The organism is Xanthomonas sp. D-109 (assembly GCF_017746095.1).
Classification (GTDB): domain Bacteria; phylum Pseudomonadota; class Gammaproteobacteria; order Xanthomonadales; family Xanthomonadaceae; genus Xanthomonas_A; species Xanthomonas_A sacchari.
Window position 1 is genome coordinate 595,914 of the sequence record NZ_JAGHWV010000001.1, and the last position, 22,601, is coordinate 618,514.

At 69.8% G+C, this 22,601-nt stretch carries 22 protein-coding genes; 11 read left to right on the forward strand and 11 right to left on the reverse strand.

The window, feature by feature from the left end; translation table 11 throughout:
* Positions 1 to 11: 11 nt before the first annotated feature.
* Entirely contained in the window at positions 12 to 1,748 is a 1,737-nt protein-coding gene (locus J7357_RS02495) for a M14 family metallopeptidase (RefSeq protein WP_244667231.1), read from the reverse strand.
* 204 nt (positions 1,749 to 1,952) lie between these two features.
* On the opposite strand from J7357_RS02495, the gene J7357_RS02500 reads away from it, so the two are divergent.
* Positions 1,953 to 3,509, forward strand: a complete 1,557-nt coding sequence (locus J7357_RS02500; protein WP_209244650.1) for an oligopeptide:H+ symporter — start codon at positions 1,953 to 1,955, stop codon at positions 3,507 to 3,509.
* An 8-nt stretch (positions 3,510 to 3,517) separates the two neighbouring features.
* Positions 3,518 to 4,153, forward strand: coding sequence for a rhomboid family intramembrane serine protease (locus J7357_RS02505; RefSeq protein WP_209244652.1), 636 nt, complete (start codon positions 3,518 to 3,520; stop codon positions 4,151 to 4,153).
* 149 nt (positions 4,154 to 4,302) lie between these two features.
* Here J7357_RS02505 and J7357_RS02510 read toward each other — a convergent pair whose 3' ends face one another.
* Positions 4,303 to 4,509 (reverse strand): hypothetical protein, encoded by a 207-nt coding sequence (locus tag J7357_RS02510; RefSeq protein ID WP_010343837.1) that lies wholly within the window; start codon positions 4,507 to 4,509, stop codon positions 4,303 to 4,305.
* 230 nt (positions 4,510 to 4,739) lie between these two features.
* Here J7357_RS02510 and J7357_RS02515 point away from each other — a divergent pair, with 230 nt between their 5' ends.
* The 3 genes from J7357_RS02515 to J7357_RS02525 all read left to right on the forward strand — a co-directional run bounded on the left by J7357_RS02515 (position 4,740) and on the right by J7357_RS02525 (position 6,639).
* Complete coding sequence (locus J7357_RS02515; protein WP_209244654.1) at positions 4,740 to 5,024, forward strand: GNAT family N-acetyltransferase; 285 nt, start codon at positions 4,740 to 4,742, stop codon at positions 5,022 to 5,024.
* Positions 5,025 to 5,128: 104 nt separating this feature from the next.
* Entirely contained in the window at positions 5,129 to 5,962 is an 834-nt protein-coding gene (locus J7357_RS02520) for a DUF3298 and DUF4163 domain-containing protein (RefSeq protein ID WP_209244892.1), read from the forward strand.
* A 143-nt stretch (positions 5,963 to 6,105) separates the two neighbouring features.
* Positions 6,106 to 6,639 (forward strand): MarR family transcriptional regulator, encoded by a 534-nt coding sequence (locus tag J7357_RS02525; RefSeq protein ID WP_209244656.1) that lies wholly within the window; start codon positions 6,106 to 6,108, stop codon positions 6,637 to 6,639.
* Positions 6,640 to 6,832: 193 nt separating this feature from the next.
* On the opposite strand, the gene J7357_RS02530 is transcribed toward J7357_RS02525, so the two are convergent.
* Together J7357_RS02530 and J7357_RS02535 are read right to left on the reverse strand one after the other, a co-directional pair.
* Positions 6,833 to 7,615, reverse strand: coding sequence for a hypothetical protein (locus J7357_RS02530; RefSeq protein WP_244667188.1), 783 nt, complete (start codon positions 7,613 to 7,615; stop codon positions 6,833 to 6,835).
* Positions 7,612 to 8,109, reverse strand: a complete 498-nt coding sequence (locus J7357_RS02535) for an RNA polymerase sigma factor (RefSeq protein WP_010344386.1) — start codon at positions 8,107 to 8,109, stop codon at positions 7,612 to 7,614. Before J7357_RS02535 ends, J7357_RS02530 begins: the two co-directional genes overlap by 4 nt.
* A 144-nt stretch (positions 8,110 to 8,253) precedes the next feature.
* Here J7357_RS02535 and J7357_RS02540 point away from each other — a divergent pair, with 144 nt between their 5' ends.
* Positions 8,254 to 9,522: a S8 family serine peptidase gene (locus J7357_RS02540; RefSeq protein WP_244667189.1), complete on the forward strand. Its 1,269-nt coding sequence runs from the start codon at positions 8,254 to 8,256 to the stop codon at positions 9,520 to 9,522.
* 104 nt (positions 9,523 to 9,626) lie between these two features.
* The gene (locus J7357_RS02545) at positions 9,627 to 10,409 is read left to right on the forward strand and encodes a hypothetical protein (RefSeq protein WP_209244658.1); all 783 of its coding nucleotides are present in this window, start codon (positions 9,627 to 9,629) and stop codon (positions 10,407 to 10,409) included.
* Positions 10,410 to 10,587: 178 nt separating this feature from the next.
* On the opposite strand, the gene J7357_RS02550 is transcribed toward J7357_RS02545, so the two are convergent.
* Positions 10,588 to 12,774, reverse strand: coding sequence for a M3 family metallopeptidase (locus tag J7357_RS02550; RefSeq protein WP_209244660.1), 2,187 nt, complete (start codon positions 12,772 to 12,774; stop codon positions 10,588 to 10,590).
* 331 nt (positions 12,775 to 13,105) lie between these two features.
* On the opposite strand from J7357_RS02550, the gene J7357_RS02555 reads away from it, so the two are divergent.
* Positions 13,106 to 13,597: a glutathione peroxidase gene (locus J7357_RS02555; protein ID WP_209244661.1), complete on the forward strand. Its 492-nt coding sequence runs from the start codon at positions 13,106 to 13,108 to the stop codon at positions 13,595 to 13,597.
* Positions 13,598 to 13,847: 250 nt separating this feature from the next.
* Here J7357_RS02555 and J7357_RS02560 read toward each other — a convergent pair whose 3' ends face one another.
* The 3 genes from J7357_RS02560 to J7357_RS02570 form a co-directional block, all read right to left on the reverse strand.
* Positions 13,848 to 14,627: a ferredoxin--NADP reductase gene (locus J7357_RS02560; protein WP_209244663.1), complete on the reverse strand. Its 780-nt coding sequence runs from the start codon at positions 14,625 to 14,627 to the stop codon at positions 13,848 to 13,850.
* 103 nt (positions 14,628 to 14,730) lie between these two features.
* Positions 14,731 to 15,129, reverse strand: coding sequence for a hypothetical protein (locus J7357_RS02565; RefSeq protein ID WP_209244665.1), 399 nt, complete (start codon positions 15,127 to 15,129; stop codon positions 14,731 to 14,733).
* Positions 15,130 to 15,154: 25 nt separating this feature from the next.
* Positions 15,155 to 17,038, reverse strand: coding sequence for an ABC transporter ATP-binding protein (locus J7357_RS02570; protein ID WP_209244667.1), 1,884 nt, complete (start codon positions 17,036 to 17,038; stop codon positions 15,155 to 15,157).
* 149 nt (positions 17,039 to 17,187) lie between these two features.
* On the opposite strand from J7357_RS02570, the gene J7357_RS02575 reads away from it, so the two are divergent.
* Positions 17,188 to 17,448, forward strand: coding sequence for a hypothetical protein (locus J7357_RS02575; protein ID WP_209244669.1), 261 nt, complete (start codon positions 17,188 to 17,190; stop codon positions 17,446 to 17,448).
* 124 nt (positions 17,449 to 17,572) lie between these two features.
* On the opposite strand, the gene J7357_RS02580 is transcribed toward J7357_RS02575, so the two are convergent.
* The 3 genes from J7357_RS02580 to J7357_RS02590 form a co-directional block, all read right to left on the reverse strand.
* Positions 17,573 to 18,475 carry an arginine deiminase-related protein gene (locus J7357_RS02580; protein WP_209244671.1) on the reverse strand — a complete coding sequence of 301 codons (903 nt, stop codon included), beginning with the start codon at positions 18,473 to 18,475 and terminating at the stop codon, positions 17,573 to 17,575.
* Between the two features lie 301 nt (positions 18,476 to 18,776).
* Positions 18,777 to 19,217 carry a carboxymuconolactone decarboxylase family protein gene (locus J7357_RS02585; protein WP_209244895.1) on the reverse strand — a complete coding sequence of 147 codons (441 nt, stop codon included), beginning with the start codon at positions 19,215 to 19,217 and terminating at the stop codon, positions 18,777 to 18,779.
* 85 nt (positions 19,218 to 19,302) lie between these two features.
* Complete coding sequence (locus J7357_RS02590) at positions 19,303 to 20,187, reverse strand: RNA polymerase sigma-70 factor (RefSeq protein WP_209244673.1); 885 nt, start codon at positions 20,185 to 20,187, stop codon at positions 19,303 to 19,305.
* A 100-nt stretch (positions 20,188 to 20,287) separates the two neighbouring features.
* Between J7357_RS02590 and J7357_RS02595 the strand changes: the two genes are divergently transcribed.
* A complete protein-coding gene (locus tag J7357_RS02595; RefSeq protein ID WP_017912810.1) occupies positions 20,288 to 21,808 on the forward strand; it encodes a fumarate hydratase in 1,521 nt (506 codons plus the stop codon).
* A gap of 109 nt (positions 21,809 to 21,917) precedes the next feature.
* Entirely contained in the window at positions 21,918 to 22,553 is a 636-nt protein-coding gene (locus J7357_RS02600; RefSeq protein WP_209244675.1) for a glutathione S-transferase family protein, read from the forward strand.
* The last annotated feature ends 48 nt before the right edge of the window (positions 22,554 to 22,601 follow it).

The following is a 22,601-nucleotide window of genomic DNA, read 5'->3' on the forward strand; positions in this document are numbered from 1 at the left end:
GGAGCCGCGCGTCAGGACGGGGCTTCGTCGCTGCGCATGACCGGGTACAGGCGGTAGCGCTCGTCCCAGGAACTGTGGCGGCGGTAGAAGAACTCCAGCCGCGCCTGCGGATCCTTGGCGAAGTCCGCGTCGTGTTCGAGCTTGTCCTCGAACTCGGCCTTGAGCGCCGGGTCGCTGGCCAGCATCTGCCGCGCCACGTCCTCGGCGACGTAGTCTTCCATGTACTCGGCGCGCTCGAACGCGCTGTTGAACTCGCCCCATTGCAGCAGCGAGTCCGGCGCCTGCGGTTCCAGCAGCGTCATCAGCAGGCGTGCCTTGGGCTGGGCGATGGGCACGAACAGCGCGCCGGCGCCGACCGCGCGGGTCTCCGCCTTCCAGGCGCCGGTGACGCTGAGCCGCTGGTGGCCTTCGGACGAGCGGGCGGCGAAGCTGGCGGTGTCGGCGCGGAAGGTTTGCACCGGCAGGGTGGCGTCGTGGTCCAGAATGCGGAAGACGATGCCGTGCTGGCGCAGCTTGGCACCGACCAGGGCGGCCTGCGCCGCCGGCACCAGGTAGCCGGCGCGCGGCGCGGCGACTTCCACGCTGGGCACGACCTGGTCGCGCAGCGGCACCCGCCAGAGTTGCGGGGTGCGCTCGTCGTAGCGGGTCATCAGCGCGCCGGACACCGGCGAGGGCGTGCGGGTGTAGGCATAGCCGCGGAAATCCACCAGGTGCGAGGCGTCGGTGGTGCGGTAGTCCAGCGCCACGGTCTTGCCGCCCAGCGCTTGCGCGCGGGCGTCGGCGGCCAGCGCGTCGGCGCGCCACTGCGCACCATGGCGCGCTACCTGCTGCAGCACCGAGACGATGGTGTTGCGGGTGATGCGCACGCGCTCTGGGTAGCGCTTCCACGAGTGCGTTTCCACCAGCATGCCGAAGCGGTTGCGCAGCTGGAAATAGCCGTGCGAGAAGCGCGGCGTCGGCACGCCGTCCTCGAAGCCGGAGGCCGGGTCGTCGTTGACCACGAACGAGGGGTAGTAGGGCAGCGGCAGCGAGCCCTGCCGCTTCAGGTCGGCCAGCACGGCGTCGCGCAGGCGCAGGCCGTCGCCGCGCAGCGCGGTGTCGCCGGCGTGCAGCGGTTCCACCTGGATCGACACGTCGTGCTCGAACTGCGCGCCATCGGTGACGTGCAGGTCCACGTACAGCAGCGGATCCCACTGCTCGACCAGGCGCAGCATCGCCTGCATCTCCGGCGCGTCGGCCTTGACGTAGTCGCGGTTGAGGTTGAGGTTCTGCGCGGTGGTGCGCCAGCCCATCTGCTCCGGGCCGCGCTGGTTGGGCCGGTTCCAGGCGCCGAAGCGCTCGTGCCCATCGACGTTGAACACCGGCACGAACAGCCACACCTGCCTGTCCAGCGCGCCGCGCGCGGCCTGGCCGTCGAGCAACTGGCGCAGCGCCAGGAAACCGGCGTCCTTGCCGTCGATCTCGCCGGCGTGGATGCCACCCTGGATCAGCACCACCGGCAGCTTGCGCGCCTGCGCGGCCGCCGGATCCAGCGCGCCCGAGGTGGACACCGCCAGCGCCTTCATCGGCCGGCCTTCCGGCGTGGTGCCGAAGTCGAAGCAGCGCACCGCCTGCGGATAGCGCTGCGCGAACGCATCGCACAGGGCGATGGTTTCGGCGTAGCGGCCGGTGCGTGCAAACCCGCTGCGCTCGGCTTCGGTGGACAGGCCCGTCTCGCTGGCCAGCGACGACATGCTGCACAGCAGCATCGGCAACAGCAGGGTGGCCAGCCAGGGTCGGATCATCTCGGCACCGTCTCGGGACAGGCCACCATGATGCGGGCAGCGCGCCGATTGCGAAAGCACCTAGGGCGTGCCCTAGCGGTTCGATTCGCCGGAACGATCGGGTAACCTTCTGAAAATTTTGCCTGGACGAGGGCCCGTGAGCAGCCAAGCCACCACGAGACACGCCGCATGAGCGCGGCGCAACGGCGCACAGCCGCGCGGATGCCGCGGCAGATTCCGTACATCATCGGCAACGAGGCCTGCGAGCGCTTCAGCTTCTACGGGATGCGCAACATCCTGGTGCAGTTCCTGATCACCTCGCTGCTGCTGCAGGAAGTGACCGCGCCCGGCCGCGAGGCCGAGGCCAAGCACATCATGCACAGCTTCATGATCGGCGTGTATTTCTTCCCGCTGCTCGGCGGCTGGCTGGCCGACCGCTTCTTCGGCAAGTACAGCACCATCCTCTGGTTCAGCCTGGTCTATTGCGCCGGGCACCTGTGCCTGGCGCTGTTCGAAGGCCATCGCACCGGTTTCTTCCTCGGCCTGGGCCTGATCGCGCTGGGCGCGGGCGGGATCAAGCCGCTGGTGGCCTCGTTCATGGGCGACCAGTTCGACCAGGGCAACAAGCACCTGGCCAAGGTGGTGTTCGACGCCTTCTACTGGATCATCAACTTCGGCTCGCTGTTCGCCTCGCTGCTGATCCCGCTGGCGCTGAAGAACCTGGGCCCGGCGTGGGCGTTCGGCATCCCCGGCATCCTGATGCTGGTGGCCACCCTGGTGTTCTGGGCCGGCCGCCACCGTTACGTGCGCGTGCCGCTGCCGCCCAAGGATCCGCACGGCTTCGCCCAGGTGGTGCGCACCGCATTGCTGCGGCAGGCGCCGGGGCAGGGCCGCCCCGGGCTGGCCCTGGCCGGCGTGGCGGTGCTGCTGGCGCTGGCCACCTTCGCGCTGGTGCCGGCGCTGGGCCTGGTGATCTGCCTGTGCCTGGCGCTGGTGCTGCTGCTGGCCGGCATCGGCGGCGGCACTTGGTGGCAACTGGACCGCGCCCGCGCGGTGCATCCGGATGCGGCGGTGGACGGCGTGCGCGCGGTGCTGCGGGTGCTGGTGGTGTTCGCGCTGGTCACCCCGTTCTTCTCGCTGTTCGACCAGAAGGCCTCGACCTGGGTGCTGCAGGGCCAGCAGATGCAGATGCCGGACTGGTTCAGCGCCTCGCAGATGCAGGCGCTGAACCCGGCGCTGGTGATGCTGCTGATCCCGTTCAACAACCTGGTGCTGTACCCGCTGCTGCGCCGCCGCGGCTACGAGCCGACCGCATTGCGGCGGATGACCGCCGGCATCGCCTTCAGCGGCCTGGCCTGGATCGTGGTCGGGACGCTGCAGGTGATGATGGACGGCGGCGACGCGCTGTCCATCGCCTGGCAGATCCTGCCGTACGCGCTGCTGACCTTCGGCGAAGTGCTGGTCTCGGCGACCGGCCTGGAGTTCGCCTACAGCCAGGCGCCGCAGTCGATGAAGGGCGTGGTGATGAGTTTCTGGAACCTCACCACCACCGTCGGCAACCTGTGGGTGCTGCTGTCCAACGCCGCGGTGCGCAATGATCGCGTCACTGCGCACATCGGCAGCACCGGGCTCAGCGAAACCGCCTTCCTGATGTTCTTCTTCGCCGCCTTCGCCTGCATCGCCGCACTGCTGTTCGGGCTGTACGCGCGCCGCTACCGCATGGTCGACCACTACCGCCCCGCCTGAGACCCCGCATGCCCTCCGCCACCCCCGTCAACCTGATCCTGATCGTCCTCACCGTGCTGGTGTCGTGGGCGGCGTTCAACAACCGCCGGCTGCTCGACCGGCTGATCCTGTGGCCACCGGCGATCGACCGCCACAAGCAGTACGACCGGCTGGTGACCTACGGCTTCATCCACGCCGATTTCCCGCACCTGTTGTTCAACATGGTCACGCTGTACTTCTTCGGCGGCCCGATCGAGGTGCTGATGGAGCGGCACACCGGCAACATGCTGGTGTATCCGCTGTTCTACCTGTCGGCGCTGGTGGTCTCGATCCTGCCCAGCTACCTGAAGAACCAGAAGAATCCCAACTACATGAGCCTGGGCGCCTCCGGTGCGGTGTCGGCGGTGCTGTTCGCCTTCATCCTGATGGCGCCGTGGACCGGGATCTTCTTCTTCTTCATCCCGATTCCGATCCCGGCCATCCTGTACGCCGTGTTCTATGTCGGCTACAGCATCTGGATGGACCGCCGCGGTGGCGACAACGTCAACCACAGCGCTCACCTGGCCGGCGCGGCGTTCGGCGTGATGTTCCTGCTGATCATGGAGCCGTCGGTGCTGCAGCACTTCCTCGACGAGCTGGCCAACCCGCGCTTCGGCCGCGGCTGATTCGTGGCGCCGCGGCGCCTGCACGGGAGTGCGGCGCCGGATCGGTGCGTGCCTGGTTCGCTGCGCGGGCTGGGCGCCGTGGCGTCGATGCGGTCGTGGGCACGCATCGCGCTTTGGCAGGTGGCGGTCCGTTGGGCCGCCCTTTGGGTTCAGCGGGTCTGCTGCCCGCGCAACTGCACCTTCGCACTGCCGATGGCGGCATTCTCGTAGGTGTGCTTGAGGCGCTGGTAGACCTCGTCGTCGAGCTGCTGGAACTCGCCGCCCTGGTGATCGCCGCTGACCGACAGTTGGAACAGCCCTTCCAGCAGGGAGGCGTTGTGGTCGCCCGGGTCGTATTTGCTCTCGTTCTCGCTCATGCGCGTGGCTCGCTGTTGGATTGCTGCGTGATGGGAGGTGCAACTCCCATGCCAGGTTTTCGGCCTGTCTCGGGGTTATCGGCGGCGCGCGGCGCGACTTGAGCGGCACGACTTGAGCGGCGGATGGCTGACGCGCCGCGTCGGCGGCGTGACGCGTTGGGGCAGGTGCTTCACATGGCCGCGGCAAGCGGCAGCGGACACTGCGTGCACCGCGCCACGCCAAGTTCCTCATGTCCGCAGCCAACGTCCCGATCGCGCACGACCCGCAACAGCGGCGCTTCACCTTGGAAGTCGACGGCCACCGCGCCGAGCTCGACTACGTGCTGGAACAGGAGCGCATGGTCATCACCCATACGGGGGTGCCTGGCCCGATCGGCGGGCGCGGCCTGGCGGCGCAACTGGTGACCGCCGCGCTGGACCACGCGCAGGCGCAAGGCTGGAAGGTGGTGCCGGCGTGTTCGTACGCGGCGGTGTTCATCCAGCGGCATCCGCAGTACGCCGCGCTGCTCGGTTGAGCCGGCGGCATCGCAACGGCGCGATAATGCGCGCCACTTCCATAGGCATTGCAGGAACAGGGGCAGTCGACGTGAGCAGGGCAGAGACGATGGGCAACGGGCGGATGGCATGGACGGCACTGGCGGTCGCGGCGGCGCTGGCAGTGGCCGGCTGCAAGCGCGAGGAACCGGCTGCCGCACCGGCGCCCGCGGCAGCACCGGCGCAGCCCGAGGCTGCCGCGCCGGCGGCGCCGGAGCAGGCGCAGACCGCGCCGCCGGAATTGAAGGACATCGTCGAACACAGCCCAAGCTATGTGGTCGGGATCACCTTCCCGCCGTCGATCAACCGCTACCCGGGCCTGGCCGACGCGGCCAACCGCTACGCGCAGAGCGCGCGCAGCGAACTGATGGAAGCGGTCGACGGGCTCGGCAACGATCGTCCACGCGCGCCCTACGAACTGTCGCTGCAGTTCGAGATGCTGCTGGAGCGCCCGGATCTGGTCGCGCTGAGCGCCGACGGCAGCCGCTACACCGGCGGGGCGCACGGCGAACCGCTGGTGGCGCGCTGGGTGTGGCTGCCGCAGCAGCAGCGCATGCTCACCGCTGAGACGCTGATCCCGGATGCGTCGCACTGGAAGCCGGTGGCCGGCTATGTCGCCGCGCAACTGCGCCAGGCGGTGCAGACGCGGGTCGATGCCGAGCAGGTGCCGCCGGAGGACCAGGACGAGCAGGTGCGCAGCGCCAGCAAGATGATCGCCGAAGGTACCGAGCCGCAGCCCAGCAACTTCAGCCAGTTCCAGCCGCTGGTCGATGCGGCGGGCAAGATCACCGCGCTGCGCTTCGTGTTCCCGCCGTACCAGGTGGGGCCGTATGCCGATGGCACGCAGACCGTGGACGTGCCGGCCAGCGTGCTGCGCGAACTGGTGGCGCCGGAGTACGCGCCGCTGTTCGCCACCTGATCGATCGCCGGCACGCTCGCGCGCGTCGGCAACGGCGTGCGGTGCATCGTGTCGACAGCGTGCGGTAACGCAACGCATGCCCTCGTCGGGGCGATGCGCAATGGGTAGCATTGGCGGCTACCCCACTTGCACGCGATTTCCTCATGGGCAGTTTCGATCAGACCGAGCGGCGTGTCGCGCACACCTGCGCGCGCTATCCCGCGTTCCCGCGCGAACCCGCCGTCCTGGTCCGCCTGGTCAAGCATCTGTACAAGCGCGTGCATGCCAACGCCAGCGGCATGCTCAAGGCGTACGGTATCAGCCCGCCGGAGTACGAGATCCTGATGATGCTGTACGGCACGCCCGAGCAGTGCATCACCCCCACCGAGGTGGCCGAGGCCGCCAGCGAGAAGCCGGCCAACATCACCCGCCTCACCGACAGCCTGTGCAGCAAGGGGCTGCTGTCGCGCACGGCCAGTCCGGAAGACCGGCGCAAGGTCACGCTGACCCTGCAGCCGGCCGGCATCGCCCTGATCGAGCGGCTGCTGCCGGACGTGTGCATGTTCCTCGATACGGAAACCGCGGCACTGGATGCGGGCGAGCAGCAGCAGTTGGAGACGCTGCTGAAGAAGATGCTGGCCGGCATCGATGGCCTCGACGCTGCGGCCGGCGCGAAGACGCCGGCGGCGCTGCCCTGAGGGCACCTCGGAGACATTGCGTCCGCGGCAATCGAGCGGGATGCGATGTGCGCCGTAGGAGCGGCTTCAGCCGCGACGGACTTATCGGAAACGCGCGTCGCGGCTGAAGCCGCTCCTGCGGGACGCGTCCCGGCATGATCCAGAGGTGCCAAGGCGCGTTGTCCCGCCGAGCAGGCACGGCGTCGGGCTGTTGCTAGCGCCAGCCCTGCGCGCGTGCTTGCTGTTCGCCGTCGGCATCCAGCGCTTCGCCGGCGATGCGCGCATCCACCGCCTGCAGCACCGCGGCCGGCATCGGGCTGGCCGCCATGCGCATGCCGCTGCCGTCGTTGTTTTCGCCGGCGGGCACCAGCAATTCCACCCGCCATGCGCCATCGCGCTGGCAGGCCAGGCCGGCGCTGGCGCGCGTCAATGCGAAGGTGCGGCAGTAATGACCATCGCGATCGCGGAAGCTCAGGCCGATGCGCACGCTGCCCTGGGGCTGGCCGGACAACTGCTGCGTCAGCGCCTGCGCCAACGCGCCCTCGGCGACGCCACCCTGGGTGGCCGCGACCGTGGGGCCTGGCGCGGCGCCCTGCGGCAATTGCCGCTGCGCGATCCACAGCCCCAGCAGCAGCGCTGCCGCCAAGGCCGCCGGCAGCGCCCAGCGGTGGCGCGCACGCGGCCGCAGCGGCGTCGGCCGGCTTGCCTGCGCCGTCACATGGATGGGCGAGAGCGGCCGCGCTGCGATATCGGCGTCCTGGTCGGGCGCGTCGGCCGGCCGTGCGCGCGCCGCGGCGAGCAGGCGCGCCGGTACCGGTTCGTCGAGCACCGGCGCGAAGCCGGCACGCAGCCGCGCCTGCAGGCTTCGCAGTCGCTCCAGGGCCTGCGCCAACTGCGGGTCGGTACGCAGCGCCGCTTCCACTTGCGCGGCCTGCGCCGCGTCCAGTTCGCCGTCGGCGTAGGCCTGCAGGGTGAGTGAATCGATCGTGGTGGTCATGCGGTCGCCTCCAGTGACGCCTGCAGGGCTTCGCGTCCGCGCGCGAGCCGGCTGGTGAGTGTGCCCAGCGGAATCTCCAGCACCGCTGCGGCATCCTTGTAGGACAGGCCTTCGATCAGCACCAGCGCGATCGCCAGGCGTTGTTCCTCGGGCAGGCCGGCCATCGCGGCCTGCACCGCCATCCAGTCCTGCTGCCGCTCCAGCGGCGTGTCGCCGACGTGTTCGCCCTCGGCGGCATCGACGAACACCTGCCGCCGTCGCCGCTGCGCCCGCACCTCGTCGATCCAGGCGTGGCGGATGATGCCGTACAGCCAGTACTGCAGCGGCGTCTCCGGCCGCCATTGCGCGGCGCGGCGCAGGGCGCGTTCGATCGCGATCTGCAGCAGATCGTCGGCGTCCTCGCGATGCCCGGCGACGGCACGCGCGAAGCGCCGCAACTGCGGCAGCAGGGTACAGATGCCGTCGCCGACGGCGGCCGTGGGATCGGCGTGCATGTGGGGGATACGTTCGGCGGAGGCATTTTCTTCCATGGGCGCGGCGCGGCGTTCACGGCGGGTCGGGATGGCAGGATTAGTGTGGCACGCCAACAGGGGCGGACAACGGAGCGGGACATGGCGACGGGCAGGCGAATGCGCTGGATGGCCGTGGCATGGCTGGCGGTGGCGACACCGGCGTTGGCGCAACTGGCGTTGCCGTCGGCGGGCGGGCTGGTGCAGGACGTCACCCAGGGCATGCAGGGCGGCATGAATCGGTTGGGAGAATCGCTGCAGGATGCGCGCGGCGATCTCGAACGGCTGCGGCTGAAACGCCTGCAGGCGCTGCTGCGCAGCGATCCGCGCGGGCTGGAGCGCGACGAAGGCGGCGCGGTGGTGATGCGCGGGCAGGTGGTGGCGCTGGAACCGGAGCCGGCGGCGCTGCAGGCGGCGCAGACGGCCGGCTTCGTGGTGCTGGAACAGCGCAGCTTCGGCGAATTCGGCCTGCGCCTGGTGGTGCTGCAGGTGCCGTCGGGCCTGTCCACGCGCCGCGCCCTGCAGCAACTGCGCGAGCGCGATCCGCAGGGCGAGTACGACTACAACCACGTCTACAGCGGATCGGCGGCGGCGCCACCGGCGCCAGCCGGTGCGTCCGCCGCTCCGGCAGCCGCTGGCGCCGCGACGGGCAGCTTCGTGGTCGGGCTGATCGACAGCGGCGTGGACGCGGCGCATCCGGCCCTGGCCGGCGTGCAGGTGCAGACCTGGGGCTGCGACGGGCAGGTACGCGCGCAGCCGCATGGCACCGCCGTCGCCTCGCTGCTGGCCGGACGCGCGGTGGCGCACGGGCCGTTCGCGCGCACGCTGTATGCGGCCGACATCTATTGCGGCCAGGCCGATGGCGGCACCGTGGTCGAGCTGGTCGGGGCACTGGCATGGATGGCGCAGCAGCAGGTGCCGGTGATCAACATCAGCCTGATCGGCGGCCCCAACCGCGCGCTGCAACTCGCCGTGCAGCGCATGCTCGCGCGCGGCCACGTGCTGGTCGCGGCGGTGGGCAACGACGGCCCGGCGGCACCGCCGCTGTATCCGGCGGCCTATCCCGGCGTGATCGGCGTCACCGCGGTGGATGCGCGTGGGCGGGTCTTGCCGGAGGCGGGGCGTGGGCCGCAGGTGGCCTTCGCCGCGGTCGGCGAATTGATCGCCGCCGCGCCGCAGGGCCGTTGGCAGACGCAGCGCGGCACCTCCTTCGCGGCGCCGCTGGTGGCGCGGCTGGCGGCGCAGGCACTGTCGCAGCCGAATCCGCAGGCGGCCGCGCAGCTGCGCACGCAGTTGCAGGCGCAGGCGCGCGATCTCGGTGCGCCCGGCGCCGATCCGGTGTACGGCGCCGGCCTGCTCGGTGCGGACATGGCGCTGCAGCGCGCGCCGGGCGGCTGAACGCATTCTGTCTGCGTCCCGCCTGCACGGGATGTTCCGCGTCGCTCGACTCGTAGGGAGACATGAGAGCCGCAGATGGCCTGCGGCGACACGAGGAGAATGCGATGAACGGCAAGACTCTGTTGGCGAGCGCGGTGCTGGTGGCGTCGGTGGCGCTGACCCCGGGCGTGGCCGGCGCGCAGTTGCTGGGCGGTGCGGGCAGCGTCGGCGGTGCGGTCAACGGCACCATGGGCGGCCTGGGCGGCGGCAGCCTCGGCGGCAACGGCATGGGCGCCGGCCGCCTGGACGCCGGAGTGCCGCTGGATGCCGCGCGTAGTGGCATCGAGCAGTCGTCGCAGCGTGCGCGGATGGCGGCGCAGCGGGCGGCGGCGCGTGGCGCGGCCACCGCGGACGGTGCGGCGCAAACCGCCGGCGCTGCGGTGAACCAGGGCCGCACGCTGGCCGGCAATGCCGCCGCCAGTGGCAGTGCGGCGGCACGCAGCGCGGCCGGTAGCGCGATGGGCCAGGCCGACGGCGCGCTCGGCGCGGCGACCAGCGCGGCCAATCCCACTGCGGCGCTGTCGACCGCCGGCAATGCCGCCGGTGCAGTCAATGGCGTGACCGGTAACGGTGCTGCGTCGCGTGCGGCCGGTAACGGCAACGGCAACGGCGCCGCCAGCGGCGGCAGCTTGCCGACGGTGCCGGCGCTGTCCGGCAGCGGCAGTGCCAACGGTGCGGCCAGCGGCAGCGCCTCGCACAGCGCGGGTACGCATGGCGGGTCGGTGTCGGGCCAGGCGGGTGCGGGCGGCCAGGGCGGTGCGCAGGCCGGTAGCGGTCAGGCGCAGGGCCAGGCCGGCGGCAATGCCTCGCTGGGTGCCAGCATCAACGCCTCCGGCGACGGCCAGTAAGCCGCTGACGGCCACGCGCGACTTACCGCGCGTCGCCATCGCGATGGCAGGCTGAAAAAACACGACGCCCGGCTGAGCCGGGCGTCGTGCGTTTCGCGTCATGCGGGTTGGTCGTGGGAGCGTCCCAACGACGTCGTCGCGACGTCGCGGCACGGCCGGGGCCGTGCCGCGGTGCGCCTCAGCGTGCGCTCGGCGTCGCCGCCGGCGCGGCGTTGAGGCCGCGCTTCTCCAGCAAGGGCTCGATCTGCGGCGCGTGCCCGGCGAAGTCCTGGAACAACTGCATCGCATCGACGCTGCCGCCGCGCGAGAGCAGGGTCTTGCGGAAGCGGTCGCCGTTGGCGCGGCTCAGCCCGCCGTGCTGCTTGAACCATTGCTGGGTGTTGGCGTCCAGCACCTCGGACCAGATGTAGGCGTAGTAGCCGGCCGCGTAGCCGCCCATGATGTGGCTGAAGTACGGCGTACGGTAGCGCGGCGGCACCGGCGGGTAGGCGATGCCGTCGGCCGCCAGCGCCTTGGCCTCGAAGTCCATCACGCCCGAGGCCGGCGGCACCTGGCCGGGGCTGAGCTGATGCCAACGCTGGTCGAGCATGGCCGCACCCAGGTACTCGGTGGTGGCGAAGCCCTGGTTGAACTTGGCGGTGGCCACCACCTTGTCCAGCAGCGCCTGCGGCATCGGCGCGCCGCTCTGGTAGTGCTTGGCGTAGTGCTTGAGGATGGCCGGATCGTCGGCCCACATCTCGTTGACCTGCGAGGGGAACTCGACGAAGTCGCGCGGCACGCTGGTGCCGGCGAAGTAGGGGTACTTCACGTTCGAGAACATGCCGTGCAGCGCGTGGCCGAATTCGTGGAACGCGGTGGTGACCTCGTCCCAGGTCAGCAGGGTCGGCTGGCCGGCCGGCGGCTTGGGGATGTTGAGGTGGTTGGCGACCACCGGCTTGTCGCCGGTCAGCGCCGACTGCGACACGTAGGAGCTCATCCAGGCGCCACCACGCTTGGATTCGCGCGCGTACATGTCGGCGATGAAGATCGCCAACTGGCTGCCGTCGGCATCGAACACGTCGTAGACCAGCACGTCGTCGCGGTAGGTCGGCAGGTCGGTGCGCTGCTTGAAGGTCAGCCCGTATTCCTGGTTGGCGGCGTAGAACACGCCGTTTTCCAGCACGTTCTTCAGTTCGAAGTAGGGCTTGAGCTGGGACTCGTCGAAGTCGTACTTGGCCTGGCGCACCTTCTCGGTGTAGTAGGCCCAGTCCCAGGCCTCGAGCTTGAAGCTGGGCTTGCCGGCGGCCTTCTGCTCCTGGTCGATCATCGCCTGCAGGTCGGCGGCCTCGCGCTTGGCGTTGGCCACCGCAGCCGGGGCCAGCTTGCCGAGCATGGCGTTGACCGCTTCGGGGGTCTTGGCGGTCTGGGTTTCCAGCGAGTAGGCGGCGTGGTTCGGGTAGCCGAGCAGCTTGGCGCGGTCGGCGCGCAGGGTCATGATCCGCGACACCAGCGCGGTGTTGTCGTACGGGCCGCCGTGGCTGCCGCGCGACACCGAGGCCTCGTAGATCTTCTGCCGCAGGGCGCGATCCTTGAGCTGGGCCAGCGGCGGCTGGCCGGTGGTGTTGAGCAGGGCGATCACGTACTTGCCATCGAGCTTGCGCGCCTTGGCCGCTTCGGCCGCCGCGGCGATCTGCGCGTCGGACAGGCCGTCGAGCTGCTTGACGTCGTCCACCACCACCGCCGCGGCGTTCACTTCGGCCAGCACGTTCTGGCTGAACTTGGTGCCCAGTTCGGCCAGTTCGGCGTTCATCGCCTTGAGCTTGGCCTTGTCGGCGTCGTTGAGCTTGGCGCCATCGCGGACGAAGTCGCTGTGGTACTTCTCGATCAGGCGCACGCCTTCCGCGTCCAGGCCGAGCTGGTTGCGGGTGTCGTACAGGGTCTGGATGCGCGCGAACAGCTTGGGATTGAGCGCGATCGCATCGCGGTGCGCAGCCAACTTGCCGGCGTACTCGGCCTGCAGCTTCTTGCGGGTGTCGTTGGTGTCGGCACCGACCAGGTTGAAGAACACGGTGGTGGCGCGGTCCAGGACCTGCCCGCTCTTCTCCATCGCCACGATGGTGTTGTCGAAGGTCGGCTTGGCGGTCTGCTCGGCGATGGCCTGCATTTCCTGCAGCTGCTGCGCCATGCCGGCGTCGAACGCGGGCGCGAAATCGCTGTCCTTGATCTTGTCGAACTGCGGGTAGTGCAGCGGCAGCGGGCTTTCGGCGAAGAACGGGTTGGCCTGCGTGGCGGCGGTTGCAGCGGTGGGCGTGGTGGCCGGAGCGGCGTAGGCGGGCATGGCGAGTCCGAGCGTGGCGGCGAGGGCAAGGGCGAGGCGAGAGGTCATCAAGCGGTATCCGCAATCATGGTGATCGGGCAGGCTACCCCAGGCCGGCAGGCGTGACCCGTGACGAAAGCCATGGGCGCACTGCAGCATAGGCGCTTATTTCCCAGGGCTTTGCGGCATCTGGCGTGAATCTTGATGCAGTGCGCTCTCCGGCGTGGTTGTGCCGGTGCAGGCATGCACCGGTGGTGCGCTGGCGGGGTGTTGGCTGGTTCGCGCGGACGTCTGCAACGCGGCCTCGCGCATCGGCTGCGGCCCGCTGGCGACGCCTGCGGCCACCGCGTAGCATCGCGTCGAACCAGCGCCGCTGCGGCGCGCCGCGCCACGAGGACCCATGGACACGCCGACCACCGCCTATGCCTTCACCGCGACGACCTTGGACGGGCAGGAGCAGCCGCTCGCCGAATACGCCGGCAAGGTGCTGTTGATCGTCAACGTCGCCTCCAAGTGCGGTTTCACCCCGCAGTACGCGGGGCTGCAGGCGCTGTGGCAGCGTTACCGCGAGCGCGGGCTGGTGGTGCTGGGCTTCCCCTGCGACCAGTTCGGCCATCAGGAGCCGGGCGATGCCGCGGAGATCCGCCAGTTCTGTTCGCTCAGCTACGACGTGGATTTCCCGATGTTCGCCAAGGTGCAGGTCAACGGCGACGGCGCGCATCCGCTGTGGCGCTGGCTCAAGCAGCAGAAATCCGGGCTGCTCGGCATCGCCGCGATCAAGTGGAATTTCAGCAAGTTCCTGGTCGGTCGCGACGGCCAGGTGCTGGCGCGTTATGCGCCGACCGACAAGCCGGAAGCGCTGGCTGACGCTATCGAGCGGGCGCTGGGGTAACGATTCGGCCGAGGACGCTCGGCGTGGTCTTGAATGCTGGATGCTTGCTCTTGTGGGAGGGACTTCAGTCCCGACGCGTTCGAGTTAAAGGCGTCGGGACTGAAGTCCCTCCCACAAAATACTCCCCACTATTTCGCTTTGACCTGCCGCCGTGTCGCTTACGCCGGTAGAGCGGCTTCAGCCGCGATGCGTGACCGGTAACGCCCGTCGCGGCTGAAGCCGCTCCTACGACGGGAGAAGCGCGGCGGCTTTACTTCTCGACGAAGGCGCGCTCGAACACGTAGTGCCCCGGCGAGCCGATGCGCGGCGAGGCGACGAAGCCGCGGGCGTCCAGGGTGTTGCGCAGGTCGGCCAGCATCTGCGGGCTGCCGCAGATCATCGCGCGGTCGTGTTCCGGATTCAGCGGCGGCAGGCCGAGGGTGCGCTGCATTTCGCCGCTCTCGAGCAACTCGGTGAGGCGGCCGCGATTGCGGAAGTCCTCGCGGGTCACCGCCGGGTAGTACAGCAGCTTCTCGCGGATGGTCTCGCCGAGGAACTCGTGCTGCGGCAGTTCCTTCTCGAAGTAGTCGCGGTAGGCCAGGTCCTTCTCGAAGCGCACGCCGTGGGTGAGGATCACCTTGTCGAAGCGCTCGTAGGTTTCCGGGTCCTTGATCACCGACAGCCACGGCGCCAGCCCGGTGCCGGTGCCCAGCAGGTACAGGTGACGGCCCGGGTGCAGGTCGCTGATCAGCAGGGTGCCGGTGGGCTTCTTGCCGACCAGCACCGAATCGCCAGGCTTGATGTGCTGCAGGCGCGAGGTCAGCGGGCCGTCCGGCACCTTGATGCTGAAGAACTCCAGTTGCTCTTCCCAGTTGGCGCTGGCGATGGAATAGGCGCGCAGCAACGGCCGCGTCTCCGTCTCCAGGCCGATCATCACGAACTGGCCGTTGTCGAAACGGAAGCCGTCGTTGCGGGTGGTGGTGAAGCTGAAGTAGTCCTCGGTCCAGTGGCGGACATCGAGCACCGTTTCGGGGCCAAAAGCGGAAGACATGCCGTTGATCGTGATCGGGAAGGAACGGCGGCCATTCTACCCCATGCTGGTTCAAATGAGATCAACTCTCATTTGAGGGCGGGGCGGGTCACGACGCTGCGGCTCACTTCTCGAACGAGACCTCGTAGGACAGGTACAGCGGTGCCTGGGGCGGCGCCAGCAGCGGGCGCTGGCGCAGGAAGCGCTCCAGGCACAGGGCCAGCGGCGTGGTGCCGTTGCGCCAGCTGGCGCCGACGCTGCCGTCGGCCTGCACCTGCACCACCACGGTGAACGGCGAGGTGTCCGGGCGCGGCGTGGCGCAACTGGCCACGCCCTCGTCCAGCGCCGCGCGCTGCAGGGTCTGCAGGCGTTCCTCCATCGCCGCCGGCAGGCCGGCCTCGTCGCGGTCGGCCAGGGCCTTGGCTGCGGCGTAGTCGGACGGCGCCGGCGTGTCCGCGGCGGGAGCGGCGAGCGCCGGGACGGCGAGGGCGGCGGCGAACAGGCAGGGCAGGGTACGGAGCATGGCGGTGTCGGAAGGGGCGGACGGGCTAACGATACCCAGCGGCCTGCAGTTCGAACAGTTCCGCGTAGCGGCCGCCCTGCGCCATGAGTTCGTCGTGGGTGCCGCTGGCCTCGATCCGGCCGTCGGCCAGGACCAGGATGCGGTCGGCCATGCGCACGCTGGAGAAGCGGTGCGAGATCAGCACCGCGGTGCGGTTGTCGGACAGCTCCTTGAAGCGCTGGAACACCTCGAACTCGCTGCGTGCGTCCAGCGCGGCGGTCGGCTCGTCGAGGATCATCACCTGCGCGTCGCGCATGTAGGCGCGGGCGATGGCGATCTTCTGCCACTGCCCGCCCGACAGGTCCACGCCGGTCTTGAAGCGGCGCCCGATCACCTGCGCGTAGCCCTGTGGCAGGCCGTCGATCAGCTCGGCGGCCATCGCCCGCTGCGCGGCGGCACGGATCCGCGCCGCGTCGTCCAGTGCGTCGACCTGGCCGACGCCGATGTTCTCGCCGGCGCTGAAGTGGTAGCGCACGAAGTCCTGGAAGATCACCCCGAGGTTGGCGCGCAGGTCGTCCAGGTCGTAGTCGCGCAGGTCGCGCCCGTCGAGCAGGATGCGGCCCTCGTCCGGGTCGTACAGCCGCGCCAGCAGCTTGACCAGGGTGGTCTTGCCGGCGCCGTTCTCGCCGACCAGGGCCAGCACTTCGCCGGCGCGCAGGGCGAAGTCCAGGTGCCGCACCGCCCACTGTGCGGCGTCCGGATAGCGGAAGCCGACGTTCTCGAACACGAAGCCCTGCCTGATTGGCCGCGGCACCGGCACCGCACCGGGGCGGGTGCGGATCTCCGGGACGATGCGGAAGAACGAATACAGGTCGTCCAGGTACAGCGCCTGCCCGGCCACCTGCGAGAAGCCGATCAGCAGGCCTTCCAGCAACTGCCGCAGGCGCAGGAAGCTGCCGGCCAGGAAGGTCAGGTCGCCGATGCTGAAGTCGCCGCGCACGGTGCGCCAGGCGATGTAGCCGTAGGCGCCGTAGTAGCCCAGCGTGCCCAGCGCCGCCAGCACGGTGCCCCACAGCATGCGCTTGCGCGCCAGCGCGCGGTTGGCCTGGAAGTAGCGGTCGGCCAGGGCGCGGTAGCGCGTGATCAGGAAGTTGTGCAGGTTGAAGATCTTCACTTCCTTGGCGGTCTCGACGCTGGCGCCGAGCTGGCGCAGGTAGTCGAGCTGGCGGCGCTCGGCCGTCCACTGGAAGTTGAGCGAGTAGCCCAGCGCGTTGAAATGCGCCTCGCCGATGAAGGCCGGCACCAGCGCCACCGCCAGCAGGGCGATGAGCCAGGGCGCGTAGACCAGCAGGCCGACCGCGAAGCTGACCACGGTGATCGCGTCCTGCACCTGGCCGAACAGCTGGCTCATCAGGTTCATCCGGCCCATGGTCTGGCGCCGCGCGCGGTCGAGCCGGTCCTGCTGCTCCGGGTCCTCGAAATCCTCCAGGTCCAGTTGCGCGGCGTGCTCCATCAACTGCACGCTGGTGGTGTTGTTGAACAGTTCCGACAGCAGCGTGTCGGCATAGCTGACCAGCCGCCCGAGCAGGTCCGAGGCGATCGCCAGCGCCAGCTCCAGGCCCAGCAGTTCCAGCAGTCGGTTCAGGCGGCCGCTGGCCAGGGCCTGGCCCAGCGAATCGAAGCCGGGCGACTGCCCGACCAGGTGGATGGCCTCGTCGATGATCAGCTTGCCGATGTACAGCGAGGCCACCGGCAGCAGCGCCCGGATCACCCGCAGGCCGATGCTGCTGAGGGTCAGCCAGCGGCTGGTCTGCCAGATCTGGCGCAGGAACGGCGGCAGGTTGCGCATCGCGTCGAAGCGTTCGCGCAGGCTCGGGCCGCTGCGGGACGCGGCGCGGGCGCCGCCATGGGAGGGGGAAGAGGAGGCCATCGGCGCATTGTGCCGGGGGCGGGTGTGCGCGGGGAGTGTGGGCTGCGCCGGGGCGGCGGCTGCACCGGCGCTGACCCCGGTGGCTGGCGCGCGCTTTCTGAGGGCGGGGCATGGGGTAGCCTTGTCGGCGTCCAGCCGAGGCTCTTGCCATGTCCGATTCCGTTGCGCGTGCCGTCGCCCGTCTGCGTGCGCACCTGCCGTCGTGGCGCGAACTGCTCGGTTGCGCGGTCTTCGTCCTGGTCGCCGCCGCGCTGCTGCGGTGGGGCGACGCGACCATGGTGGTGTTGACGCTGTCCTATGTCGTCTTCGCGATTGGCTACAGCCTGTTTCGCCTGTTCGGCGGTCGCGGCAGCATGGACCTCGGTCAGCTATGGCGCGATGTGCTCGATGCGGTGCTCAGTCTGGGCTGACGTGTTGGAGGCGGTAGGTCTGCTCGGCGCGACGGCCGTGACATGCGGCGTCTTCGTACCCTCACCCCAACCCCTCTCCCGGTGGGAGAGGGGCTGATTGTGTGGCTCGCGGGAGCCTTTCGGCTTACTCGTCCAGCCGCAAGGTCAGGCACTTGGCGGCGCCGCCGGCCTTGAGGAATTCGTCCAGCGGGGTCTGCACCACGCGGTAGCCGATCGCGGCCAGGGCCGCGCACAGCGCCGGCGAGGCGCGGTTGAGCAGCAGGGTGTCGTCCAGGTCCACCGCGTTGCAGGCGAAGGCGAGTGCATCGGTCTCGCTAACCACGATGCGCCGCGACGCGGGGATGTGTTGGGCGATCGCCTGCTGCGCGGCGGCGTCGAACGCGGGCGGGTAGTACAGCAGGTAGCCGTCGCGCAGCGGGCAGAAGCAGGTGTCCAGGTGATAGAAGCGCGCGTCGACCAGGCGCAGCGGCACCACCTCGATGTCCAGCAGGTCGGTCAGGTCGTGCGCGGCGGCCAGGTCGCTGCGGTGGCCGTGGCCCATCCACAGCCGGCGCGCGCCGCGGTCCAGCAGCGCGTCGCCGGCGCCTTCGAAATACACCTGCTCGGGGAGTTCGCAGATGCGCAGGCCGGCCTGGCGGCACCAGGCGGTGAACAAGGCTTCTTCGCCACGGCGTTCGGCGTGGCGGAAGCGGCTGGGCACGAAGCGGTCGCCGAGCACCAGGCCGGCGTTGGCGCTGAACACCATGTCCGGCAGGCCCGGCGCCGCAGCGATGCAGTCGACGCGGGCGCCGGCTGCCTCGGCGGCGGCCACCAAGGCATTCCACTGCGCCTGCGCGCGCTCGCGGCTGGCGGCGTGCACGTTGCCTTCCATCCAGGGATTGATCACGTAGTCCACCGCGAAGTGCTGCGGCGCGCACATCAGCAGGCGGTGGCGGTAGCTGGCGCCGGCACGGGACTGCGGTTCGGGGGAGGCGAGGGCCAGGTCGGTCTCATCGGCCTGGCCGACAGCAAGGACGTTCTCGATCATGCGCGCGCTCCGCGTCGGGGATGCGCGCCACGCTAGCGGCGGCGTGTTGCGGGGACATGTCGGTGGACGTGTTGCGGGATGATCAGCCATTCGGCTGCTGAAAAGCCGGGGATTAGGAATTCGGGATTGGGGATTCGTGGAAGCAGAACCGCGCGCGCTGGGGGCTGCCTGGCGTTGGCGTGTGGGTAGTACGTCCAGGTGCCAGCACTCGGGATTCGCAAGCGCTACTCATCCTTGCCGACTACGCGATCCTGCCTCCGAATCCCCAATCCCGAATCCCCAATCCCGACGCGCAGCGCCTTTACGGCAGTTCCGGCTGCAGTCCCACGCCCAACCGGTTCCAGGCGTTGATCACCGCCACGGCCATGGTCAGCGCGCTGATCCCGGCCGGGTCGAACTGCGCCGTCAGTGCGTCGTACACGGCCTGCGGCGGCGCGCCAGCGGGCAGCGTGGTCAGCGCCTCGGCCCAGTCCAGCGCGGCGCGCTCGCGGGCATCGAAGAAGCGGCTGTCGCGCCAGGCGGCGAGGGTGTCGAGCTTGCGTGGTTCGGTACAGGCCTTGCGCAGGGCGGTGGCATGCATGTCGATGCAGTAGGCGCAGCCGTTGAGCTGGGAGACGCGCAGGAATACCAGTTCGGTGAGGGTGCTGCCGAGCGTGCCGTCGTGGACCTGCTGGCTGGCGCCGAGCAGGGCGCGGTACGCCTCGGGTTCGTGGCGGGTGTAGTCGATGCGGTGGAAAGGCATGGTGGGTCCGAGCATGGCGGCCACCATGGCCGCCTTCCCCTCCAGGACGCGGCGGCGCGTCCCGGCGTGACAGTGCCGCCGCAGCTCAATCGTCGGCGGCAGGCGGAGCCGTCGGCACCGGCAGCTTGTCTGGATTCATCAGGGTCAGCACCTCGGCGATGCGCTCGCCGTCGATCACCAGCACGGTCGCCGAATGCAGCCGTGGACCCAGGAAGCGCAGGATCGCCGGTTCGCCGTTGACCGTGCCGATCCGTGCCTGCAGGCCCAGGCTGCGCCGCGCCACGGCCCAGTACAGCCGACCGATGCGCTCGGCGCCGTGCAGCGGGCGCAGGCTGGCGGTGACCTTGCCGCCGCCGTCGGAGCGCAACTGCGCGTCGGCATGCAGCAGGGCGGCGATGGCGGCGCGGTCGCCGCGCTGCGAGGCGTGCAGGAAGCGCTCCAGCAACTGGCGGTGACGCTCGGGCGTGACCGCGAAGCGCGCCTGGCCCTGGCCGAGCCGCTCGCGCGCCCGGTGCACCAGTTGCCGGCAGCCGGCCTCGCTGCGCTCCAGGGTGCGGCCGATCTGCGCGTAGTCGTAGTCGAACGCTTCCTTCAGCAGGAACGCCGCGCGCTCGTGCGGGCCGAGCCGCTCCAGCAACGCCAGGAAGGCCAGCGATATCTGCTCCGCGCGGTCATGGCGCTCGGCCGGGTCGGCGTCTTCTGCGTCGGCGATCTCCAGCGGCTCGGGCAGCCACGGCCCGACGTAGTGGACGCGGGCGCTGCGTGCCGCGCGCAGGCGGTCCAGCCCGAGCCGGGTGGTGGCGGTCACCAGCCAGGCCTCGGGATCGCGGATCGCGCTGCGGTCGCTGGCCTGCCAGCGCAGCCAGGCGTCCTGCACGGTGTCCTCGGCGTCGGCGCGGCTGCCGAGCAGGCGGTAGGCCAGGCCGAACAGCCGTGGGCGGTGGGATTCGAAGGTCGGATCGTGGGTCATGACGACCAGGACGGAACAGGGCGTGCCGGCGTGACAGCGGGCGGGGCCGCCACTTTGCCCTAAAATGGGCGGGTTTCCCCCGCCAGCCGCAGAGCCAGCCGTGACCTCGATCAAGCAGGAAGACCTCATCCAGTCCGTCGCCGACGCGCTGCAGTACATCAGCTACTACCATCCGGTCGACTACATCAAGAACCTGTCCGCGGCCTACGAGCGCGAGCAGTCGCCGGCGGCCAAGGACGCCATCGCACAGATCCTGATCAATTCGCGCATGTGCGCCGAAGGCCACCGGCCGATCTGCCAGGACACCGGCATCGTCACCGTGTTCCTCGAGATCGGCATGAACGTGCGCTGGGACGACGCCACCATGGGCGTGGAGGACATGGTCAACGAGGGCGTGCGCCGCGCCTACAACCATCCGGACAACAAGCTGCGTGCTTCGGTACTGGCCGATCCGGCCGGCAAGCGCCAGAACACCAAGGACAACACCCCGGCGGTGGTCAACGTGAAGGTCGTCCCCGGCGACACCGTCGACGTCATCGTCGCGGCCAAGGGCGGCGGCTCGGAGGCCAAGAGCAAGTTCGCCATGCTCAATCCGTCCGACTCCATCGTCGACTGGGTGCTCAAGACCGTGCCGACCATGGGCGCCGGCTGGTGCCCGCCGGGCATGCTTGGCATCGGCATCGGCGGCACCGCCGAGAAGGCGATGCTGCTGGCCAAGGAAGCGCTGATGGAGCCGATCGACATCGTCGACCTGCAGGCCCGCGGCGCGTCCAACCGCGCCGAGGAGCTGCGCCTGGAGCTGTACGAGAAGGTCAACGCGCTGGGCATCGGCGCGCAGGGTCTGGGCGGCCTGACCACGGTGCTGGACATCAAGGTCAAGGACTATCCGACCCACGCCGCCAACCTGCCGGTGGCGCTGATCCCCAACTGCGCGGCCACCCGCCATGCGCACTTCACCCTGGACGGCAGCGGCGCGGTGATGCTGGATCCGCCCTCGCTGGAAGACTGGCCCAAGCTCACCTACAACCCGACCAATGCGCGCCGGGTGAACCTGGACACCATCACCCGCGAGGAAGTGGCCAGCTTCAAGCCGGGCGAGACGATCCTGCTCAACGGCAAGCTGCTGACCGGCCGCGACGCCGCGCACAAGCGCATGATCGACATGCTCAACCGCGGCGAGACGCTGCCGGTGGACTTCACCAACCGCTTCATCTACTACGTCGGCCCGGTCGATCCGGTGCGCGACGAAGTGGTCGGCCCGGCCGGTCCCACCACCGCCACGCGCATGGACAAGTTCACCCGGCAGATGCTGGAGCAGACCGGCCTGCTGGGCATGGTCGGCAAGTCCGAGCGCGGCGATGCGGCGATCGCCGCGATCCGCGACAACAAGGCGGTGTACCTGATGGCGGTCGGCGGCTCGGCCTACCTGGTGTCCAAGGCGATCAAGGCCAGCAAGGTGCTGGCGTTCGAAGACCTGGGCATGGAGGCGATCTACGAGTTCGAGGTCAAGGACATGCCGGTGACCGTGGCGGTCGATGCCAGCGGCGAGTCGGTGCACAAGACCGGCCCGCGCGAGTGGCAGGCGCGCATCGGCAAGATCCCGGTGGTGGTCGAGGCCTGATCGGCCGCATCGCGAACGCCGGCGCGGGCGCCGGCGTTCCGCATCGCGCTGACGACTTGCCGGCGGCGCGGCAATAATCGGCGCTGGTTCCGTCTCCGGGGAAAGCGTCGTGTCCATCGTTCTCTACGGTTCGCCCAGTACCGCCTCGTTCGTCGTGCACTGGTTGCTGATCGAACTGCAGGTCGATTTCGAACTGCGCATGCTCGATTTCGACCGCCAGGAGCAGAAGAGCCCCGAGTACCTGGCGCTCAACCCGCAGGGGCGGGTGCCGACCCTGGTCCTGGACGGACAGGTGCTGACCGAATCGGTCGCCATCGCCATGCACCTGGCCGACCTGTATCCGCACGCCGGCCTGGCGCCGCCGCCCGGCACGCCCGAGCGCGCGGCCTACTACCGCTGGATGCTGTTCGGCGCCTACACCCTGATGCCGGCCTACCGCGACTGGTTCTATCCCGACGAACCGGCCGGCGCCGACAATGCCGAGCGCGTGCGCGCCAGTGCCCGCGCGTTCCTGGAAAAGGCCTGGGACGAGGTGGCGGCCCACTTGGAGCAGGGCGGCCCCTACCTGCTCGGCGAGCACTGCAGCGCCGCCGACTTCGTGCTGGTCATGCTGATGCGCTGGTCGCGCAACATGCCGCGGCCCACCGACACCTGGCCGGCGCTGAAGGCGCTGGCCGAGCGGATGAAGGCGCGTCCGGCGTTCCACGAGACCTATCGGCGCGAAGGCATTACCGACTGGGTGTGAGTGGCGGCGCGGGGCGTCGCGCCGGACGTCGGCGATCGCGGTGTCTGG

Bases quoted from the DNA above. Each gene is read 5' to 3' on its own strand.
- J7357_RS02495 (WP_244667231.1), bottom strand. From the start codon at position 1,748: ATGCTGCTGTGCAGCATGTCGTCGCTGGCCAGCGAGACGGGCCTGTCC.
- J7357_RS02500 (WP_209244650.1), top strand. From the start codon at position 1,953: ATGAGCGCGGCGCAACGGCGCACAGCCGCGCGGATGCCGCGGCAGATT.
- J7357_RS02505 (WP_209244652.1), top strand. From the start codon at position 3,518: ATGCCCTCCGCCACCCCCGTCAACCTGATCCTGATCGTCCTCACCGTG.
- J7357_RS02510 (WP_010343837.1), bottom strand. From the start codon at position 4,509: ATGAGCGAGAACGAGAGCAAATACGACCCGGGCGACCACAACGCCTCC.
- J7357_RS02515 (WP_209244654.1), top strand. From the start codon at position 4,740: ATGTCCGCAGCCAACGTCCCGATCGCGCACGACCCGCAACAGCGGCGC.
- J7357_RS02520 (WP_209244892.1), top strand. From the start codon at position 5,129: ATGGCATGGACGGCACTGGCGGTCGCGGCGGCGCTGGCAGTGGCCGGC.
- J7357_RS02525 (WP_209244656.1), top strand. From the start codon at position 6,106: ATGGGCAGTTTCGATCAGACCGAGCGGCGTGTCGCGCACACCTGCGCG.
- J7357_RS02530 (WP_244667188.1), bottom strand. From the start codon at position 7,615: ATGACCACCACGATCGATTCACTCACCCTGCAGGCCTACGCCGACGGC.
- J7357_RS02535 (WP_010344386.1), bottom strand. From the start codon at position 8,109: ATGCACGCCGATCCCACGGCCGCCGTCGGCGACGGCATCTGTACCCTG.
- J7357_RS02540 (WP_244667189.1), top strand. From the start codon at position 8,254: ATGGCCGTGGCATGGCTGGCGGTGGCGACACCGGCGTTGGCGCAACTG.
- J7357_RS02545 (WP_209244658.1), top strand. From the start codon at position 9,627: ATGAACGGCAAGACTCTGTTGGCGAGCGCGGTGCTGGTGGCGTCGGTG.
- J7357_RS02550 (WP_209244660.1), bottom strand. From the start codon at position 12,774: ATGACCTCTCGCCTCGCCCTTGCCCTCGCCGCCACGCTCGGACTCGCC.
- J7357_RS02555 (WP_209244661.1), top strand. From the start codon at position 13,106: ATGGACACGCCGACCACCGCCTATGCCTTCACCGCGACGACCTTGGAC.
- J7357_RS02560 (WP_209244663.1), bottom strand. From the start codon at position 14,627: ATGTCTTCCGCTTTTGGCCCCGAAACGGTGCTCGATGTCCGCCACTGG.
- J7357_RS02565 (WP_209244665.1), bottom strand. From the start codon at position 15,129: ATGCTCCGTACCCTGCCCTGCCTGTTCGCCGCCGCCCTCGCCGTCCCG.
- J7357_RS02570 (WP_209244667.1), bottom strand. From the start codon at position 17,038: ATGGCCTCCTCTTCCCCCTCCCATGGCGGCGCCCGCGCCGCGTCCCGC.
- J7357_RS02575 (WP_209244669.1), top strand. From the start codon at position 17,188: ATGTCCGATTCCGTTGCGCGTGCCGTCGCCCGTCTGCGTGCGCACCTG.
- J7357_RS02580 (WP_209244671.1), bottom strand. From the start codon at position 18,475: ATGATCGAGAACGTCCTTGCTGTCGGCCAGGCCGATGAGACCGACCTG.
- J7357_RS02585 (WP_209244895.1), bottom strand. From the start codon at position 19,217: ATGCCTTTCCACCGCATCGACTACACCCGCCACGAACCCGAGGCGTAC.
- J7357_RS02590 (WP_209244673.1), bottom strand. From the start codon at position 20,187: ATGACCCACGATCCGACCTTCGAATCCCACCGCCCACGGCTGTTCGGC.